This is a genomic window from Demequina iriomotensis, assembly GCF_000971395.1.
GTDB lineage: Bacteria > Actinomycetota > Actinomycetes > Actinomycetales > Demequinaceae > Demequina > Demequina iriomotensis.
Genome location: NZ_BBME01000016.1, coordinates 58750 through 77194, shown reverse-complemented (window position 1 = coordinate 77194; position 18445 = coordinate 58750). Strand labels below are relative to the sequence as shown.

Genomic DNA, 18445 nt, shown 5'->3' with positions numbered 1-18445 from the left:
CGATGACCGAGCCGCAGCTGACGCCCACGGCGCAGGACTACGTCAAGATCGTGTGGAGCGCGACGGAGTGGTCCGACGCGCGCGTCACGACCAAGGCGCTTGCCGAGCGGCTCGGCGTGTCCGCGCCGACCGTGTCCGAGAACGTTCGCAAGCTCGTGGCGGCCGGGCTGCTCGATCACGAGCCCTACGGCGCGATCACGTTGACGGTCGAGGGCGAGCGCCGCGCCCTCGACATGGTGCGGCGGCATCGGCTCCTCGAGACCTTCCTGGTGACGCAGCTGGGCTACGGCTGGGACGAGGTCCACGACGAGGCCGAGGTGCTGGAGCACGCCTGCTCGGCGCGCATGATCGACGCGATCGACGCCGCGCTCGGACACCCCACGCGCGACCCGCACGGCGACCCGATCCCGAGCGCGACCGGGCGCATCGTCACCCTCGACGGCACCAACCTCACGGAGGCGTCGCCCGGCGGCTGGACCGTCGCGCGGCTGTCCGATGCGGACCCGGCCGTGCTGCGTGACCTCGCGTCGCTCGGCTTGACGGTGGACGCCACGATCCGCGTGCTCGGCGCCGCCGAGGGCGGGGGGATCCGCGTGGAGGGGCCGGAGGCGGTGATCGTGGTCCCGACCGCCACCGCCTCCGCGGTGTGGCTCGTCGCCCAGGGGTCCTGATGACCGCCCTGCCCCCGGCCTCCGAGGCCGACACGCCGCGGTGGCTGCTGCCGCGCACCGCGCACGCCCCGCATCCCGCGCTCGTGCTCACGGGATTCGTGGTCGCGGCCTTCGCGATCGGCCTGTCGCAGCAGGGCGCCGCGGGCGTGATCCAGGATCAGGTCCGCTCGCTCGACACCACGGTCGACATGATCGGCTGGACCATCGTGGCCTACGCGCTCGGCGTCGTGGTCGGCGCGCCCGTGATCATGGTCGGGCTCGCCGCGTGGAACCGACGCCGGCTGCTGCTCGCGATGTCGACCGTCTTCGTGGCGACCTCGGCGTTGACGGTGCTCGCGCCCTCGGTCGGCGCCCTGCTCGCGATCCGGTTCCTCGCCGGGCTGCCGCACGGCGCGCTGCTCGGCTCCGCCACGTACGTCGGTGTCCTCGTGATGGGCGCCGAGCGGCGCGGGAAGGTCATCGCGACGCTCATGTACGGGCTCACCGCGGCCGCGGTGGTCGGCGTGCCCGGCATGCAATGGCTGTCCGAGCAGGCCGGCTGGCGCGTCTCCTACGCGGTGGTCACCGCGGTGGGCCTCGCCGGCCTGCTGCTCATGTGGGCGTTCGTGCCCTCGGTGCGCGGCACCCCCGGGGTGAGCCTGCGGACCGAGGCCGCGGCGCTGCGCGGACGCGTGCTGTGGACCGCGATCGGGACCGTGACGGTCGGGTTCGCGGGGCTCGGCGCGGTGCAGTCGTACATCGTCCCGCTGCTCGAGGACACCAACGGGTTCTCGTCCGAGGCCGTGACCGTGATCCTCATGCTCTTCGGGCTCGGCATGACGGCGGGCGCCTTCATCGGCGGCCGCCTCACGGACCGCTCGCCGGTGCTCACGGAGCGCGTGGGGATCATCGGGGTCGCCGCGATGCTGCTCGCGCTCGGCCTGCTGGGGACCCTGGGCTGGCCCGTGGTGATCGCGCTCGTCGCGCTCGGCGCGTGCGTGCAGGTGTTCTCGCAGTCCGCGCAGGCGCACCTCATGGACGCGACGCACACGTCGCCGTCGCTCGGCGCGGCCATCGCCCACTCGGCGCTCAACGCGGCGACCGTGGTCGGCACGGGGCTCGGCGCGGTGGTGATCGGCGCGGGGCTCGGGTACGTCGCGCCCGCGTGGGTCGCGCTCGGGCTGGCGCTCGTCGCGCTCGTGCTCGTCTTCAGCGGCCCCGGCTACCGGCGCTGAGCATCCCGCCACAGTCCCACCTCCCGCCGCCGCTTCGTTACCCTGGTGCGCATGAATCTCCGCCTGGGCACCCGTGGATCCGCGCTCGCGACGGCCCAGTCGGGGCAGTTCGCCGATGCGGTGGTGGCGGCGGCCGCCGCCGCGGGCGTCGACGCGACGGTCGAGCTGGTCAAGGTGGCCACCAAGGGCGATGTCGACCGCGGCTCGCTCGTGGGCCTGTCCCAGACCGGGGTGTTCGTCACGGCCCTGCGCGAGGCGCTGCTCGCGGGGGAGTGCGACTTCATCGTCCACTCCCTCAAGGACGTGCCCACGCAGCCCTACCCGGGCCTCGAGGTGGTGGCGATCCCCGTGCGCGAGGACCCGCGGGACGCGCTGTGCACGGACGGCCGCGCACTCGCGGAGCTGCCGCAGGGCGCGCGGATCGGCACCGGCTCGCCGCGCCGCGCCGCGCAGCTGCTCGCGGTGCGCCCCGACCTCGACGTGAGGCCGTTGCGCGGCAACGTCGACACGCGGCTCGGGCACATCGGCGAGGACCTGGACGGCGTGGTGCTCGCCGCGGCCGGCCTCAACCGCCTCGGGCGCTCCGCCGACGCGACGGAGCCGCTCTCCGTCACGGCGATGGTGCCGGCGCCGGGTCAGGGCGCGCTCGCGGTCGAGATCCGGGAGGACGCCCCCGCGGAGCTGCGCGAGCTGCTTGCGACGCTCGACGACGCGGACACGCGCGCGTGCGTGACCGCGGAGCGCGAGGCGTTGCGCGTCCTCGACGCCGGGTGCGCCGCACCGGTCGCGGCGCACGCCACCGTCGCGGCCGGCAGGCTCACGCTCCACACGCGGGTGATCGGGCACGACGGCGCGCTGGCGCTCAACGAGCGCAACTCGGGCGTGATCGCCGAGGCCGCCGCGATCGGCCGGTCGAGCGGCTTCTCGCTGCTGGGCCGAGGCGCCGAGCGCCTCATGGGCCGCGCATGAGCCTCGCCGGCCGGCGCCTCCTGGTGCCCGTCACGGCCGAGCGCACCGCCTTCGCGGACGATCTCGCGGCCGAGGGCGCGCACGTCACGCCCGTCGCGTTCATCGCGATCGACGGCCCGTCCGACGCCGCGGCGCTCGAGTCCGCGACGCTTGCCTGGACGGCGGGGGAGTACGACTGGATGGCGGTGACCAGCCGCAACGCGGTGCTCGCGATGGACCGCGTGGCGCGTGCGCACGGTCGCTCGCTCGGCGACGCGGGGCCCGCGGCGCGGGTCGCCACGGTCGGCGAGGCCACGCGCGGCGTATGCGCGTCGGTGGGCCTGACCATCGACCTGGTCCCGTCCGAGCGCCACGACGCGCGCGGCATCGTCGCCGAGTTCCCCGACGGCCCTGGCCGGGTCCTCGTCCCGCTCGGCAACCTCGCCTCGCCCGTGCTCCAGCGCGGGCTCGAGCGCAAGGGCTGGACCGTCGTGCCGGTCGAGGCCTACCGCACCGTGGACGGCCCCGGGCCGGACGATGCGACGGTCGCCGCGGTCGCGGACGGCGCGGTCGACGCGGTGCTGCTGACGTCGGGCTCGGTCGCCGAGCGCTTCGCCGCCGCATGCGCGACCGTGGCCCCCGCCACGCGGATCATCGCGATCGGCCGCACCACCCAGGCGGGCGCACGTGCCGCCGGCCTCCGGGTGGACGCCGTCGCCGAGACTCCCACCTACGCTGGCATCAGGGCCGCGCTCGACGCGGCCCTGGCGTCGACCCCCGAGGACTGAGGACCACATGACCTCCTACCGCCCGCGCCGCCTGCGCACCACGCCCGCCATGCGGCGCCTCGTGCGCGAGGTCCGCCCGCATCCCGGCGAGCTCGTGTGGGCGGTCTTCATCCACGAGGAGCTCGCGGAGCCGCGACCCATCGCATCGCTGCCCGGGGTGTCCCAGCACCCCCTCGCCGCGGTGCCGGCGCTCGTCGACGCCGCCGTCGAGGCGGGGGTGGGCGGCCTCATGATCTTCGCGATCCCGGCGGTGCGCGACGCGCGCGGCTCCGGCGCCGTCGACCCCGACGGCATCCTCAACCGCGCGATCCGCGCCGCCGCGGATGCCGCGGGCGAGCGGCTCGTCATCATGGCGGACCTCTGCCTGGACGAGTTCACCGACCATGGCCACTGCGGCGTGCTCTCCGCCGACGGGCGCGTGGACAACGACGCGACGCTCGCGGTCTACGCCGAGATGGGCCTCGCGCAGGCACGTGCCGGCGCCCACGTGCTCGGGCTGAGCGGGATGATGGACCACCAGGTCGCCGTGGTGCGTGAGGCGCTCGAGGCCGAGGGCTTCACGGACGTCTCGCTGCTCGCGTATGCCGCGAAGTACGCCTCGGCCTTCTACGGCCCGTTCCGCGAGGCCGTCGACAGCCAGCTCGAGGGCGATCGCCGGAGCTACCAGATCGACCCGGCCAACGGCCTGCAGGGACTGCACGAGGCGGAGCTCGACGAGTTCGAGGGCGCCGACATCGTCATGGTGAAGCCGGCGCTGCCGTACCTCGACGTCGTGGCCGAGGTGGCGGCGCAGTCCCGCGTGCCCGTCGCCGCCTATCACGTATCGGGCGAGTACGCCCAGATCGAGGCCGCCGCCGCGAACGGCTGGCTGGACCGCCGCGCCGCGCACCTCGAGGCCCTCACGTCGATGCGCCGGGCCGGCGCCGACATCATCGTCACCTACGCGGCGCTCGAGCTCGCCGCCTGGCTCAAGGAGAACTGAGTGTCCGACTACGCCGAGCGCGCCCGCGCGATCCTTCCCGGGGGCGTCAACTCGCCCGTGCGCGCCTGGAACGGCGTCGGGGGAGAGCCCGTGCCCATCGCGGAGGCGCGCGGCAGCCGCATCGTCGACGCCGACGGTCGCGAGATGATCGACCTCGTCGCGTCGTGGGGCCCCGCGATCCTCGGCCACGCGCATCCCGAGGTGGTCGCGGCCGTGCAGGCCGCCGCCGCGAAGGGGTTGAGCTTCGGCGCGACCACGGAGGCGGAGGTCGAGCTCGCGGAGCTCATCCGCGATCGGTACGCGCCGGCCGAGCGGGTCCGCCTGGTGTCCACGGGCACCGAGGCGACGATGACCGCGATCCGTCTCGCGCGCGCCGCGACCGGTCGCCACACGTTCATCAAGTTCGCCGGCTGCTACCACGGCCACTCTGACGCGCTCCTGGTCGCGGCGGGCTCGGGCCTCGCCACCGCGGGCGTGCCCGACTCCGCGGGCGTCACGCCGGGCGCCGCGCAGGACACGCTCGTGCTGCCGTACGGCGACGAGGCGGCCCTCACCGCGGCCTTCGCCGAGCACGGGGAGTCGATCGCCGCCGTCATCGTCGAGGCCGCGCCCGCGAACATGGGCGTGATCCGTCCGCCCGCGGGCTTCAACCGGCTGATCGCGTCGCTGTGCAAGAACGAGGGCGCCGTCATGATCCTCGACGAGGTCCTCACGGGCTTCCGCGCCGGGCCGGCGGGTTACTGGGGCGTCGAGCGCGATCACGACGTCGCGGCGGGCCTCGACCCCTGGACGCCGGACCTGGTGACGTTCGGCAAGGTGATCGGCGGGGGCCTCCCGGTCGCCGCGCTCGGCGGGCGACGCGACCTCATGGAGCAGCTGGCGCCGCTCGGGCCCGTGTACCAGGCGGGCACGCTGTCGGGGAACCCGGTGGCGGTCGCCGCGGGGCTCGCGACGATGCGCCTGCTGACCGACGAGGTCCACGCGCGCGTCACGGCGACGGCCGACGCGCTGGCCCTCGGCGTCTCGGACGCGCTGACCGCGCGCAGGATCACCCATGCCGTGGGCCGCGCGGGCACGCTGTTCTCGTTCTTCCTGGGGCTGTCGGAGCCGCCGGTGACGTTCGAGGACGTCTCCCGCCAGGACACCGCGGCCTTCGCGCGGCTGTTCCACGCGGTGCGGCGCGAGGGCGTCGCGCTGCCCCCGAGCGCCTACGAGGCATGGTTCGTCTCGGCCGCGCACACCGCGGCGGACGTCGATCACATCGTCGCCACCGTCGCCGCCTGGGCCGACGGTGAGCGCGCCTGACGCGCATCGTCCCTGGTAGATCGCACCGCTCACCAGCTCGCGGGTGGCCGGTGAGCGTCCTCACAGTCACCTTCCGTCGCGGGTGAGAAAGAGTTTTCCCACGTTTCACAGAACGTGACGACGGTCGAAACCTCCCCTCCGTAGCGTCTGAGGCGTCCGATTCCCCGCGGGGCGACCGCCCCGGTCGGACCTCAGTCCCCCGGGAGGGACCATGACCATCTCCGACAAGACCGCCGTCGAGGCCGTCGAGCCCGGCATCATCGGCAAGGGCCGGTGGATCGAGCGCTGGGAGCCCGAGAACGATCTGTTCTGGGAGGCCCGCGGCAAGTCCATCGCGTTCCGCAACCTCGTGTTCTCCATCGTCGCCGAGCACATCGGGTTCTCCGTGTGGCTGCTCTGGTCGATCGTCGTGGTGCGCATGTACGGCACGTTCGACGAGTCGGGCGCGCTGGTGACGGCGGGCGCCGGCGGCTGGGCGCTGACCGCGGGCCAGGGCTTCACGCTCCTCGCGGTCGCCTCCGGCGTCGGCGCGTTCCTGCGCATCCCCTACACCTTCGCGGTGCCGATCTTCGGCGGTCGCAACTGGACCGTGATCTCCGCGCTGCTGCTGCTGATCCCGACGCTCGGCCTCGCCTGGGTGGTCCAGCACCCGGACACGTCCTTCGGGGTGCTGGTCGCGATCGCAGCGACCGCGGGCTTCGGCGGCGGCAACTTCGCCTCCTCGATGTCGAACATCTCGTTCTTCTACCCCGACAAGGAGAAGGGCTGGGCGCTGGGCCTCAACGCCGCGGGCGGCAACATCGGCGTCGCGGTGGCGCAGAAGCTCGTGCCGCTCGTCATCGGCATCGGCGCGCTGGGCCTGTCCGCCGCGGGTCTCGTCTACGTCCCGCTCGCCGTCGCGGCCGCGATCCTCGCGTTCCTCTTCATGGACAACCTGCGCGAGGCGAAGGCGGACCCGAAGCCCACGGCGGCCTCGCTGCAGCACGGTCACACGTGGCTCATGGCCTTCCTCTACATCGGCACCTTCGGCTCCTTCATCGGCTACTCCGCGGCGTTCCCCACGCTCCTCACGGTGGTCTTCGAGCGCGCCGACATCGCGCTCAGCTGGGGATTCCTCGGCGCGCTCATCGGATCGCTGTCGCGTCCGTACGGGGGCAAGCTCGCTGACCGCGTCGGCGGCGCGATCATCACGGTCGCGGCCTTCGTGGTCATGGCGATCGCGGGCGTCACGGCGGTGATCGGGGTCCAGCACGAGTCGCTCGCGCTGTTCTTCGTCAGCTTCATGGTGCTGTTCGCGGCGACGGGCATCGGCAACGGGTCGACCTACCGCATGATCCCGTCGATCTTCGGCCGCATCCAGAAGGCGAAGGGCGAGGACACCGACGAGAGCCGCCTCGACTTCAAGCGCCAGGCCGCCGGCGCGGTCGGCATCATCTCCGCGGTGGGCGCCTTCGGCGGCTTCGCGATCCCGTTCATCTACAAGATCGCCAAGGAGCAGACGGGCACCATCGTCCCCGCGCTGCAGATCTACGTGGTGGTGTTCCTCGCCATGGCCGTCATCACGTGGGTGTTCTACCTGCGCAAGGGCGCGGCGATGAGGAACGTCTGACATGACGGCCCCCCAGCCGACCACGGTGGCGGCGGCTCCCCTCGCCGCCGCCGCCGTGGCCACCCATTGCCCCTACTGCGCGCTCCAGTGCGCGCAGTCCCTGGCCGTGACCCCCGGGGACCGGCTCCCGGTCGCGGTGGCGGGACGCGAGTTCCCCACGAACCGCGGCGGGCTGTGCCAGAAGGGCTGGACCTCGGCCGAGGTCCTGCGGGCCTCCGACCGCATCACGACCCCGCTGCTGAGGACCGCCGACGGCGGCTTCCGCTCCGCGTCGTGGGACGAGGCGCTCGACCTGGTCGCCGGTCGCATCTCCGCCCTCCAGGCGGAGTCGGGGAACGATGCGGTGGCGGTGTTCGGCGGGGGAGGGCTCACCAACGAGAAGGCCTACGCACTGGGCAAGTTCGCGCGGCTCGCGCTGCGGACGCGGCTCATCGACTACAACGGCCGTTTCTGCATGTCGTCGGCCGCGGCGGCGTCGAACCGCTCGCTCGGGATGGACCGTGGGCTCGCGTTCCCGCTGTCCGACCTGGCGGGCGCCGACGCGGTGCTGATCCTCGGCTCGAACATGGGGGCGACGATGCCCCCGTTCGTCCAGCACCTGGCCGGCGTGCGGGAGCGTGGCGGGCTCGTGGTGGTGGACCCGCGCGCCACCGTCACCGCGAAGCTCACCCTCGACGGCGCCGGCATCCACCTCGCCCCGGTGCCCGGCTCCGACATGGTGGTGCTGCTCGCGCTGCTGCACATCGTGCTCGCCGAGGGGCTGCAGGACGCCGCGTACCTGGATGCGCGCGTCGAGGGCCTCGACGCCGTGCGCCGCTCGGTGGCGCAGTGGTGGCCCGAGCGCGCGGAGGCCGTGACCGGCATCCCCGCCGACTCGCTGCGCGCGGTCGCGCGCACCCTCGCCGACGCCTCGCCCGCGCGCGGCGGCCGCGGCGCGTACATCCTCACGGGCCGCGGCGTCGAGCAGATGGCGCAGGGCACCGACTGCGTCTCGGCCGCCATCAACCTCGCGCTCGCGCTCGGGCTCATCGGCCGCGTCGGTTCGGGCTACGGACCCGTCACGGGTCAGGGCAACGGCCAGGGCGGGCGCGAGCACGGGCAGAAGGCGGACCAGCTGCCCGGCTACCGCATGATCACCGACCCGGCGGCGCGCGCCCACGTGGCCGGCGTCTGGGGCGTCGACCCCGACAGCATCCCCGGTGCCGGCGTGCCGGCGGTGCAGCTGCTGGCCTCCCTCGGGACCGCGGGAGGCCCCCGCGCGCTGCTCGTGCACGGGAGCAACGTGGTGGTGAGCGCGCCGAACGCGATCGCCGTCGAGGAGCGCCTGCGGGCGCTCGACCTGCTGGTGGTGTGCGACCTGGTCCCGTCCGAGACCGCGATGCTCGCCGACGTCATCCTGCCCGTCACGCAGTGGGCCGAGGAGGACGGCACCATGACCAACCTCGAGGGCCGTGTGATCCGCCGCCGCACCGCGGTCGCCGCGCCCGGCGAGGCGCGCAGCGAGCTGTGGATCCTGCGCGAGCTCGCGGCGCGCCTCGGCTGCGACGCGCTCTTCAGCGACGACCCGGAGACGATGTTCGACGAGATGGCCCGCGCCTCGGCGGGCGGCAAGGCCGACTACAGCGGCATCTCCTACGCCCGTCTCGACGCCGGCGAGGAGCTGTTCTGGCCGTGCCCCGCATCGTCCGCCGGGGAGCCGGCCCACCCGGGCACCCCGCGGCCCTTCACGTCGACCTTCCCCACGCCCGACGGCCGCGCGCGGATGGTGCCCGTGACGCACCGGGGGCCCGCCGACGAGGTGCGGCCGGGCGCCACGACGTACCTGGTGACGGGGCGCGTGCTCCAGCATTACCAGTCCGGGGCCCAGACCCGCCGTGTCGCGGAGCTCGCGCAGGCGCAGCCCGAGGCGTTCGTGGAGATGCATCCGCTGCTCGCCGAGCGGCTCGGGCTCGGGCAGGGCGACGTCGCCGTGCTGACGAGCGCGCGCGGCGAGGCGGCGGCGCCGGTGCGCCTCACCACCGACATCCGCGTCGACACGGTGTTCATGCCGTTCCACTGGGCCGGCGTCGGCAGCGCGAACCGGCTCACCAACGACGCGACCGACCCCGTGTCGTCGATGCCCGAGTTCAAGGTCACGGCCGTCGAGATCCGCGCCGCGGTGCGGGATCTGGACCTGAAGGGAGCACTGCGATGAGGATCGTCGTCATCGGCCACGGCATGGTCGGCTCGAGGTTCGCGCAGGACGCGGTCACCCGGATCCCGGACGCGCACCTCACGGTCCTGGGCCGCGAGCCGCATGCGCCCTACAACCGCGTGCTCCTGTCGAGCGTGGTCGCCGGCAAGGCGGCGGCCGACGGGATCGCGCTCGACGCGCCGGCGCACGATCGCATCGACGTGCGCCAGGGGGTCGCGGCCGTCGAGATCGACCGCGAGCGGCGCATCGTCACCGCCTCCGACGGCACCCTTCACCGGTACGACCGCCTGGTGCTGGCCACCGGTTCGGCGGCGAGGATCCCGCAGATCCAGCACGTCGCCGATCCGGACGGGCTGGTGCGCGGGGTGGCGGTGCTCAAGGACCTCGCGGACGCGCAGGGGATCCTCGCGGCGCTGCCCAAGGCGCGGCGCGCCGTGGTGCTCGGGGCGGGCGTGCTGGGCCTCGAGGTCGCGACGGGGCTCGCGGCGCGAGGCCTCGCGGTGACGCTCGTGCACCACGCCGACCGGCTCATGGAGCGCCAGCTCGGCTCGGCCGCCTCGCAGATCGCGGAGGGATCCCTTGCGCGGCTCGGCATCAGCGTGGTGACCACCACCTCCGTGACGCGCGTGATCGAACGTCGCGGCCGCGTCAGCGCGGTCGAGCTCGGCACGGGCGCCGAGGTGCTCACCGACCTGCTCGTCATGTGCGCCGGGACCATCCCCGAGACGGCCCTCGCGCGGCGTGCGGGGCTCCCCTGCGAGCGCGGCGTCCTGGTGGGGGAGGACCTGGCCTCGCCCGCGGACGGCGCGGTGTTCGCGATCGGCGACTGCGCCCAGCCGCCCGAGGGCGGGACGGGTCTCGTGGCGCAGGGCTGGGACCAGGCCGCGCGGCTGGTCGAGGCGTGGGCGGGGGACGGCGCGGGCACGGCCGCGGGCGAGGCTCCGGCCCCCACGACCACCGTGGTGCGCGTCAAGGCGACGGGGCTCGAGGTGGTGACGATGGGGCTGTCGGGCAAGTTCGACCACGGCGAGCGCGAGCTGCGCGCCGTCCGCATCTCCGACCCGGCGATCGGCCGCTTCGTCGAGGTGGTGGTCTCCCACGGGCTGCTCGTGGGCGCGACGGTGGTGGGCGACAAGGCCACGGCCACGGACCTGCAGGCGCTGTACACGCGCATGCTGCCGGTGCCGACGGATCCCGCGCACCTCATCGTCCGGCCCATCCCGGGCGCCGGGCCGGCGCGCCGCAGCGTCGCGGAGATGGACGACGACGACACCGTCTGCCAGTGCAACGGCGTCACCAAGGGCCGCATCTGCGACGCGATCGCCGCCGGATGCGCGACCCCTCAGGACGTGTCGCGCGCGACCCGCGCGTCGACAGGATGCGGCGACTGCAAGCCGCAGGTGAAGGAGCTGCTCGAGGCGCACGCCACGAGCGAGGACAGGACCCCCGCGCTCGCGGGGGCAGGGGAGGCACGATGACCACCGAGCACATCGTCGTGGTGGGCGGCGGCATGGTCGCCCACCGCTTCACCGAGGCGCTGCGTGCGCGCGACACCGACGGCCGCTACAGCGTCGAGGTCATCGCGGAGGAGCCGCGCGCGCCGTACGACCGTGTCGCGCTCACCAGCTACTTCTCGGGCAAGTCGCCCGAGGACCTGCAGCTGGGCGATCCCGCGCTGTGGCGCGACCCGCTGGTGACCCTGCACCGCGACTCGCGGGCGACAGCGGTCGACCGCGACCGTCGTATCGTCACCGTCGAGGGCGGCCGCGAGGTCTCCTACGACCACCTGGTGCTCGCCACCGGCTCCTACGCGTGGGCCCCGCCCACGCCGGGCGCCGACCTCGCGGGCGTGTTCATGTACCGCACGGTGGACGATGTCGCCGCGCTGCGCGGGTGGGTCGAGGAGCGCCGTGCGGCGCTCGGCCGTCCGGTCCGCGGCGCCGTCATCGGCGGCGGTCTGCTCGGGCTCGAGGCCGCGGGGGCGCTCCAGAACCTCGGGGCCGTCAGCACCGTCATCCAGTTCGCGGACCGGCTCATGAACCTCCAGGTCGACGAGGGTGGTGGCGAGGCGCTCAAGCGCCTGATCGAGGGCATGGGCGTGACCGTCCGCTGCTCCACCGCCACCAAGGAGATCCGAGCAGGCAAGGACGGGCACGTCGGCAGCCTGCTGTTCGCGGACGGCGGCGAGCAGCTGGTCGACGTGGTGGTGTTCGCGACCGGCGTGCGGCCCCGCGACGAGCTCGGCGCGGCGGCCGGCCTCGAGCTGGGAGCCCGGGGGGGAGTGGTGGTCGACGACACGTGCCTCACGGCGGACCCCGCGGTCAGCGCGATCGGCGAGGTGGCCTGCATCCAGGGGGCCTGCCTGGGCCTCATCGCGCCGGGCAACACGATGGCCGAGATCGCCGTGGACCGCCTCCTGGGTGGCACGCCGACCTTCCCGGGCGCCGACATGGCGGCCAAGCTCAAGCTGCTGGGGGTCGACGTCGCGTCCTTCGGCGACGCCTTCGCCACCACGCCCGGCGCGCTCGAGATGGTCTACGCGGACCCGGTCAACGGGGTCTACAAGAAGCTGGTGCTCACCGACGACGCGACCACGCTGCTGGGCGGCATCCTGGTCGGGGACGCGAGCGCGTACGCCTCGCTGCGGCCCATGGTCGGCGCGGCGCTGCCGGGCGACCCCGCCGCCTGGATCCTGCCCGAGGGCTCCGTCGAGAAGGGCGAGATCGAGCTGCCGGACGATGCGGGGGTGTGCTCGTGCAACAACGTGTCCGCCGGCGCCATCCGCGGTGCCGTCAACGATCACGACTGCCACGACCTCGGTGCGGTGAAGGCGTGCACCAAGGCCGGGACCTCGTGCGGCTCGTGCCTGCCGCTGGTGAAGAAGATCATGTCGACCGAGCTGGAGAAAGCCGGCATCGAGGTCTCGAACGCCCTGTGCGAGCACTTCGCGCTGTCGCGTGCGCAGCTGTTCAACGCCATCAAGGTCGCCGAGGTCACCACGTTCTCCGAGGTCATCGAGCGCTTCGGCACCGGACGCGGCTGCGACATCTGCAAGCCGACCGTCGGATCGATCCTCGCGAGCCTCTACAACGAGCACGTGCTGGGAGGCGACCGCGCGGCGCTGCAGGACACCAACGACCGCGTCATGGCGAACATGCAGAAGGACGGCACCTACTCCGTGGTGCCCCGCGTGCCGGGCGGCGAGATCCTGCCCGAGCACCTCATCCTCATCGGGCAGATCGCGCAGGACTTCGGGCTCTACACGAAGATCACCGGCGGTCAGCGCATCGACCTGTTCGGGGCCCGTCTCGAGCAGCTGCCGCAGATCTGGAAGCGGCTGGTCGACGCGGGCATGGAGTCGGGCCACGCGTACGGCAAGTCGCTGCGCACGGTGAAGTCCTGCGTCGGGTCGACGTGGTGCCGCTATGGGGTTCAGGACTCGGTCGGCATGGCGATCGCGCTCGAGCTGCGCTACCGCGGCCTGCGCAGCCCGCACAAGCTCAAGCTGGGCGTCTCCGGCTGCGCGCGCGAGTGCGCGGAGGCGCGCGGCAAGGACGTGGGCGTCATCGCGACCGACAAGGGCTGGAACGTCTACGTGGGCGGCAACGGCGGCTTCACGCCGGTGCACGCGCAGCTGCTGGTCGAGGACGTCCCCGACGAGGACGTGTTCCGGGTCATCGACCGCTACCTCATGTACTACATCCGCACCGCGGACCGCCTGCAGCGCACGGCCCCGTGGCAGCAGGAGCACGAGGGCGGTCTCGACGAGATCCGCCGCATCGTGGTCGACGACTCGCTGGGCCTGGGCGAGGAGCTCGACGCCCACATGGCGCGCCACATCGACTCCTACGAGGACGAGTGGAAGGCCGTGCTCAACGACCCGGTGCGGCTGCGCCAGTTCACGTCGTTCGTCAACGCCCCCGAGGAGCCCGACCCGACGCTCGCCTACGTCCCACAGCGCGGCCAGCGTCGCCCCGCCACCTCCGAGGAGCGTGCCTCGGGCGCGGTCCTCATCGCCCCCACCACCCTGGAGGTCCGGTCATGACCGCCGTTCCCGACACCGCATCGTCCACCGCGACCCGCGTGTGCGCGCTGGGCGACCTCACCCCCGAGCTGGGCGTGGCCGCGCTCGTCGAGGGGGTTCAGGTCGCGATCTTCCTGCTCGCGGACGGCTCGCTCCACTGCGTGCAGAACCTCGACCCGTTCTCGGGCGCGTCGGTGATGTCGCGCGGGATCACGGGCTCGCGGGGGGACGTGCCCACGATCGCGTCGCCGATCTACAAGCAGGTGTTCTCGCTGCTCGACGGGGCGTGCCTGGTGACGATGGACAAGGAGCCGAAGGAGGGGCTCGCGCCCGGTTTGCGCGTCCACGCCGTCGCCGCCGAGGGCGACGCGGTCGTGGTGACGCTGGCCCGGGACTGACGTCACGGGGCGCCATGCGAAGCGCCTTCTACCCTCGAGGAGCAGTGGTCCCCACCATCGCCCCTCGCACCCGGCGGGTCGGCGTGATGCTCTCCGGTGCGGGACGGGAAGGCACCCGGATGAGCAACGAGCGCATCGTCGTCGTCGGAGCGGGCATGGTCGCCCATCGCTTCGTCTCCACCCTGCTGGAGCGCGACACGGACGGCCGCTTCGAGGTCGAGGTCTACGGCGAGGAGCCGTACGCCCCTTACGACCGCGTGGCGCTCACCAGCTACTTCCAGGGCAAGAGCCCCGAGGACCTGCTGCTCGGCGAGCCCTCGCTCTGGGACCACGACAGCGTGACGCTCCACCGCGACGCGCCGGTGGTCGCGATCGACCGCGAGGCCCGGGCGGTGCGCCTCGCCGACGGCCGCGACGCTGCGTACGACCACCTGGTGCTCGCGACCGGCTCCTACGCGTGGGCACCGCCCGTGCCGGGCGTCGACCTGCCGGGTGTGTTCATGTACCGCACGGTCGACGACGTCGCCCGGCTGCGCGAGTGGGTCGAGACCCGCCAGCGGTTCTTCAACCGACCGGTCCGCGGCGCCGTCATCGGCGGCGGCCTGCTGGGCCTCGAGGCGGCGGGTGCGCTGCAGTCCATGGGCGCCACCAGCACCGTCGTCGAGTTCGCCGACCGCCTCATGGCGCTGCAGGTGGACGACTCGGGCGGCGAGGCGCTCAAGCGCCTCATCGAGAAGCTGGGCGTCACCGTCCGCACGGGCGCCGCGACCTCCGAGGTCCGCGCCGACCGCGACGGCAACGCCGGGACCCTCGTGTTCTCCGACGGCGGGGAGCAGCTGGTCGACGTCGTGGTGTTCGCCACCGGGATCCGTCCGCGCGACGACCTGGGCCGCGGTGCCGGGCTCGGCATCGGCGAGCGCGGGGGAGTGCTCGTCGACGACACGTCGCTCACGTCGGATCCGGCCATCAGCGCGATCGGCGAATGCGCCGCTGCGGCGGCCGACGGCCACCTCTCCGTGGGCCTCATCGCGCCCGGCAACACGATGGCGGACGTCGCCGTTGACCGCCTGCTCGGCGGCGACGCGCACTACCTGGGCGCCGACACGGCGACCAAGCTCAAGCTGCTCGGGGTCGACGTCGCGTCCTTCGGCGACGCCTTCGCGCAGACGCCGGGCGCGCTCGAGGTGGTCTACTCCGACCCGTTCAGCGGCGACTACAAGAAGCTCGTCATGACGGACGATGCGTCGACCCTCCTGGGCGGCATGTTCGTCGGCGACGCGTCCGCCTACGCGACGCTGCGCCCGATGATCGGCGCGAAGCTCCCCGGCGACCCGTCCGCGTGGATCCTGCCCGAGGGTGCCGTCGAGCGCCCCGAGCTCGAGCTCCCCGACGCCGCGACCGTGTGCTCGTGCAACAACGTCACCGCGGGCACCATCCGTGACGCGGTCAACCACGAGGGCTGCCACGACCTCGGCTCGGTGAAGTCCTGCACCAAGGCCGGCACCGCGTGCGGCTCGTGCCTACCGCTGGTGAAGAAGGTCATGGCCGGCGAGCTCGAGAAGGCCGGGCTCGAGGTCTCGAACGCCCTGTGCGAGCACTTCACGCTGTCGCGCGCCCAGCTGTTCAGCGCGATCCACGTCGCCGAGCTGCGCACCTTCACCGAGGTGATCGAGCGGTTCGGCGCGGGGCACGGCTGCGACATCTGCAAGCCGACCGTCGGCTCCATCCTCGCCTCGATCCACAACGAGCACGTGCTGGGCGGCGACCGCGCGGCGCTGCAGGACACCAACGACCGCGTCATGGCGAACATGCAGAAGGACGGCACCTACTCGGTGGTCCCGCGCATCCCCGGCGGCGAGATCACGCCGGCGCGGCTCAAGGTCATCGCCGAGGTCGCCGAGGACTTCGGGCTCTACACCAAGATCACCGGCGGGCAGCGGATCGACCTGTTCGGGGCCCGTCTCGAGCAGCTGCCGCAGATCTGGAAGCGGCTCGTGGATGCGGGCATGGAGTCGGGCCACGCGTACGGCAAGTCGTTGCGCACCGTGAAGTCGTGCGTCGGGTCGACGTGGTGCCGTTATGGGGTCCAGGACTCGGCCTCGATGGCGATCGCGCTCGAGCTGCGCTACCGCGGGCTGCGCAGCCCGCACAAGATCAAGCTCGCCGCGTCGGGCTGCGCGCGCGAGTGCGCCGAGGCGCGCGGCAAGGACGTGGGCCTCATCGCCACCGAGAAGGGCTGGAACGTCTACGTGGGCGGCAACGGCGGCTTCACGCCGGCCCACGCGGAGCTGCTGGTCGCGGACGTCACCGACGAGGAGGCGTTCACCTACATCGACCGCTACCTCATGCTCTACATCCGCACCGCGGACCGCCTGCAGCGCACGGCGCCGTGGCAGGCCGAGTACGAGGGCGGGCTCGACGAGATCCGGCGGGTCGTGGTCGAGGACTCGCTCGGCATCTGCGCCGAGCTCGACGCCCACATGGCCCACCACCTCGACACGTACGAGGACGAGTGGAAGGCGGTCCTGAGCGACCCGGAGCGCCTCCAGCAGTTCACCAGCTTCGTCAACGCGCCCGACACGGCCGACCCGTCGCTCGCCTACGTCGAGCAGCGCGGCCAGATCCGCCCCGCCACCGCGGAGGAGCGCGCCTCGGGCGCGGTCCTCATCGCCCCCGCCCGACTGGAGGTCCACGCATGACCGTCACCGCCGCATCGTCCGTCGCCTCGAGCCGCGTCGTGGTCTGCGACTACGACCGCCTGTCGCCCGAGCTCGGCGTCGCCGCGCTCGTCGAGGGGGTTCAGATCGCCCTGTTCCGCCTGTGGGACGGCAGCGTCCACGCCGTGCAGAACCGGTGCCCGTTCTCGGGCGCGCAGGTGATGTCGCGCGGGATCACCGGCGACCGCGGCGGCGTGCCGACGGTGGCATCGCCGATCTACAAGCAGGTCTTCTCGCTCCTCGACGGGTCCTGCCTGGTCACCATGGACAAGGAACCTGTCGCCGGAGCGGCCGCGGACTTGGTCGTCTACCCCGTCAGCATCGACAATGGCCAGGTGATCATCGACCTGGCAGGTGGCGAGTGACGGCTCTCTTCGGACTCGATCTCAAGAATCGGCGCGTCCTCGTCGCCGGGGGCGGCCACGTCGCCTCGCGGCGCATCAAGCGCTTCCTCGCGGAGGGCGCCCAGGTGCACGTCGTCGCGCCCCACGCGAGCGACGACGTGCAGCGGCTCGCGCAGCACGGCGACCTCTCGTGGGACGCGCGCGCCGTCGTCGAGGGCGACCTCGACGGCGCCTGGTTCGTGCTTGCGGCGACGGACGATGCGGCCGTCAACGACGCGGTCGCGGCGTGGGCCGCGGCGCGGCGGGTGTTCTGCATCGACGCCTCCGACGCGTCGCGGGGCACGGCGCGTCAGGCGGCGGTGTCGCGCCACGGCGAGCTCGCGGTGGGGGTCATCTCCACCGACAGGCCGGACCCGCGACGCATCCGCGCGGTGCGCGACGCGATCGCCGCGCTCATCGACGCGGGCGAGGTCGACCTCCGGCGGCGCCGTGACGGCGCGGGCCGGGTGATCCTCGTCGGCGCGGGCCCGGGCGACCCGGGGCTCATCACGGTGCGCGGGCGCCAGGCGCTCGCGGAGGCCGATGTGGTGGTGACCGACAGGCTCGGCACCACCGAGCTGCTGGTGTCCGTGCCCTATGACGTCGAGATGATCAACGTCGGCAAGTCTCCCGACCGCCACCCGGTGCCGCAGGACGAGATCAACCGGATCCTCGTGGAGCACGCGCAGGCGGGCCGCACGGTGGTGCGACTCAAGGGCGGCGACCCCTTCGTGCTCGGGCGCGGGGGCGAGGAGGTCCACGCGTGCCTCGAGGCGGGGGTGCCGGTCGAGGTGGTGCCGGGCGTGACGTCGGCGCTGTCCGTGCCGGGCCGCGCGGGCATCCCCGTGACGCAGCGGGGCCTGTCGACCGCGGTGCTCGTCACGTCGGGGCATGCGGGCGCCGACGCGACCTCGGTCGCGGCGATGACGCACGGGACCACCGTCGTGGTGCTCATGGGGGTCGCGGCGCTGCCGGACATCGTCGCCGCTGGCCTGGCTGGAGGTGCGGACCCCGCCACGCCCGTCGCGATCGTCGAGTCGGGCACCACGGCCGACGAGCGCGTCACGCACGGAACCCTGGCTGACATCGTTCTTATCGCGGGGGAAACAGGGGTGAAACCTCCCGCCGTTATCGTCGTCGGAAACGTGGCGGGGCCGGGACTTCTGGCCTCGCAGATCGCCGCGACACCGCCGCGGCGCGAGTGACGGGGAG

Annotated in this window: 14 protein-coding genes; all 14 read left to right on the top strand. The window is 73.3% G+C overall.

Translation table 11 applies throughout. The features are described from left to right. Positions 1–2 precede the first annotated feature (2 nt). The 14 genes from AOM09_RS11145 to cobA all read left to right on the top strand — a co-directional run bounded on the left by AOM09_RS11145 (position 3) and on the right by cobA (position 18438). Positions 3–671 (top strand): metal-dependent transcriptional regulator, encoded by a 669-nt coding sequence (locus tag AOM09_RS11145; protein WP_062388329.1) that lies wholly within the window; start codon positions 3–5, stop codon positions 669–671. Next, entirely contained in the window at positions 671–1885 is a 1215-nt protein-coding gene (locus AOM09_RS11140; protein ID WP_062388327.1) for an MFS transporter, read from the top strand. The genes AOM09_RS11145 and AOM09_RS11140 overlap by 1 nt, the downstream gene beginning before the upstream one ends. Before the next feature lie 51 nt (positions 1886–1936). Next, positions 1937–2854, top strand: coding sequence for a hydroxymethylbilane synthase (gene hemC, locus AOM09_RS11135; protein ID WP_062388325.1), 918 nt, complete (start codon positions 1937–1939; stop codon positions 2852–2854). Continuing rightward, on the top strand, positions 2851–3621 hold the full coding sequence (locus AOM09_RS11130; protein WP_062388322.1) for a uroporphyrinogen-III synthase: 771 nt from the start codon (positions 2851–2853) through the stop codon (positions 3619–3621). Before hemC ends, AOM09_RS11130 begins: the two co-directional genes overlap by 4 nt. Before the next feature lie 7 nt (positions 3622–3628). Then, positions 3629–4603, top strand: a complete 975-nt coding sequence (gene hemB, locus AOM09_RS11125) for a porphobilinogen synthase (protein WP_062388319.1) — start codon at positions 3629–3631, stop codon at positions 4601–4603. Then, positions 4604–5908, top strand: a complete 1305-nt coding sequence (gene hemL, locus AOM09_RS11120) for a glutamate-1-semialdehyde 2,1-aminomutase (RefSeq protein ID WP_062388316.1) — start codon at positions 4604–4606, stop codon at positions 5906–5908. A gap of 211 nt (positions 5909–6119) precedes the next feature. After that, positions 6120–7517, top strand: coding sequence for an MFS transporter (locus AOM09_RS11115; RefSeq protein WP_062388312.1), 1398 nt, complete (start codon positions 6120–6122; stop codon positions 7515–7517). A gap of 1 nt (position 7518) precedes the next feature. Further along, complete coding sequence (locus tag AOM09_RS11110) at positions 7519–9711, top strand: molybdopterin oxidoreductase family protein (RefSeq protein WP_062388309.1); 2193 nt, start codon at positions 7519–7521, stop codon at positions 9709–9711. Beyond that, positions 9708–11189: an FAD-dependent oxidoreductase gene (locus AOM09_RS11105; RefSeq protein ID WP_062388304.1), complete on the top strand. Its 1482-nt coding sequence runs from the start codon at positions 9708–9710 to the stop codon at positions 11187–11189. Before AOM09_RS11110 ends, AOM09_RS11105 begins: the two co-directional genes overlap by 4 nt. Beyond that, positions 11186–13756, top strand: coding sequence for a nitrite reductase large subunit NirB (gene nirB / locus AOM09_RS11100; RefSeq protein WP_062388301.1), 2571 nt, complete (start codon positions 11186–11188; stop codon positions 13754–13756). The genes AOM09_RS11105 and nirB (AOM09_RS11100) overlap by 4 nt, the downstream gene beginning before the upstream one ends. Beyond that, positions 13753–14133 (top strand): nitrite reductase (NAD(P)H) small subunit, encoded by a 381-nt coding sequence (locus AOM09_RS11095; protein WP_062388296.1) that lies wholly within the window; start codon positions 13753–13755, stop codon positions 14131–14133. The genes nirB (AOM09_RS11100) and AOM09_RS11095 overlap by 4 nt, the downstream gene beginning before the upstream one ends. Positions 14134–14252: 119 nt before the next feature. Further along, the gene (gene nirB / locus AOM09_RS11090) at positions 14253–16832 is read left to right on the top strand and encodes a nitrite reductase large subunit NirB (RefSeq protein WP_062388643.1); all 2580 of its coding nucleotides are present in this window, start codon (positions 14253–14255) and stop codon (positions 16830–16832) included. Then, positions 16829–17215, top strand: coding sequence for a nitrite reductase small subunit NirD (gene nirD, locus AOM09_RS11085; RefSeq protein ID WP_062388292.1), 387 nt, complete (start codon positions 16829–16831; stop codon positions 17213–17215). The genes nirB (AOM09_RS11090) and nirD overlap by 4 nt, the downstream gene beginning before the upstream one ends. After that, entirely contained in the window at positions 17212–18438 is a 1227-nt protein-coding gene (gene cobA, locus AOM09_RS11080; protein ID WP_062388289.1) for a uroporphyrinogen-III C-methyltransferase, read from the top strand. Before nirD ends, cobA begins: the two co-directional genes overlap by 4 nt. The last annotated feature ends 7 nt before the right edge of the window (positions 18439–18445 follow it).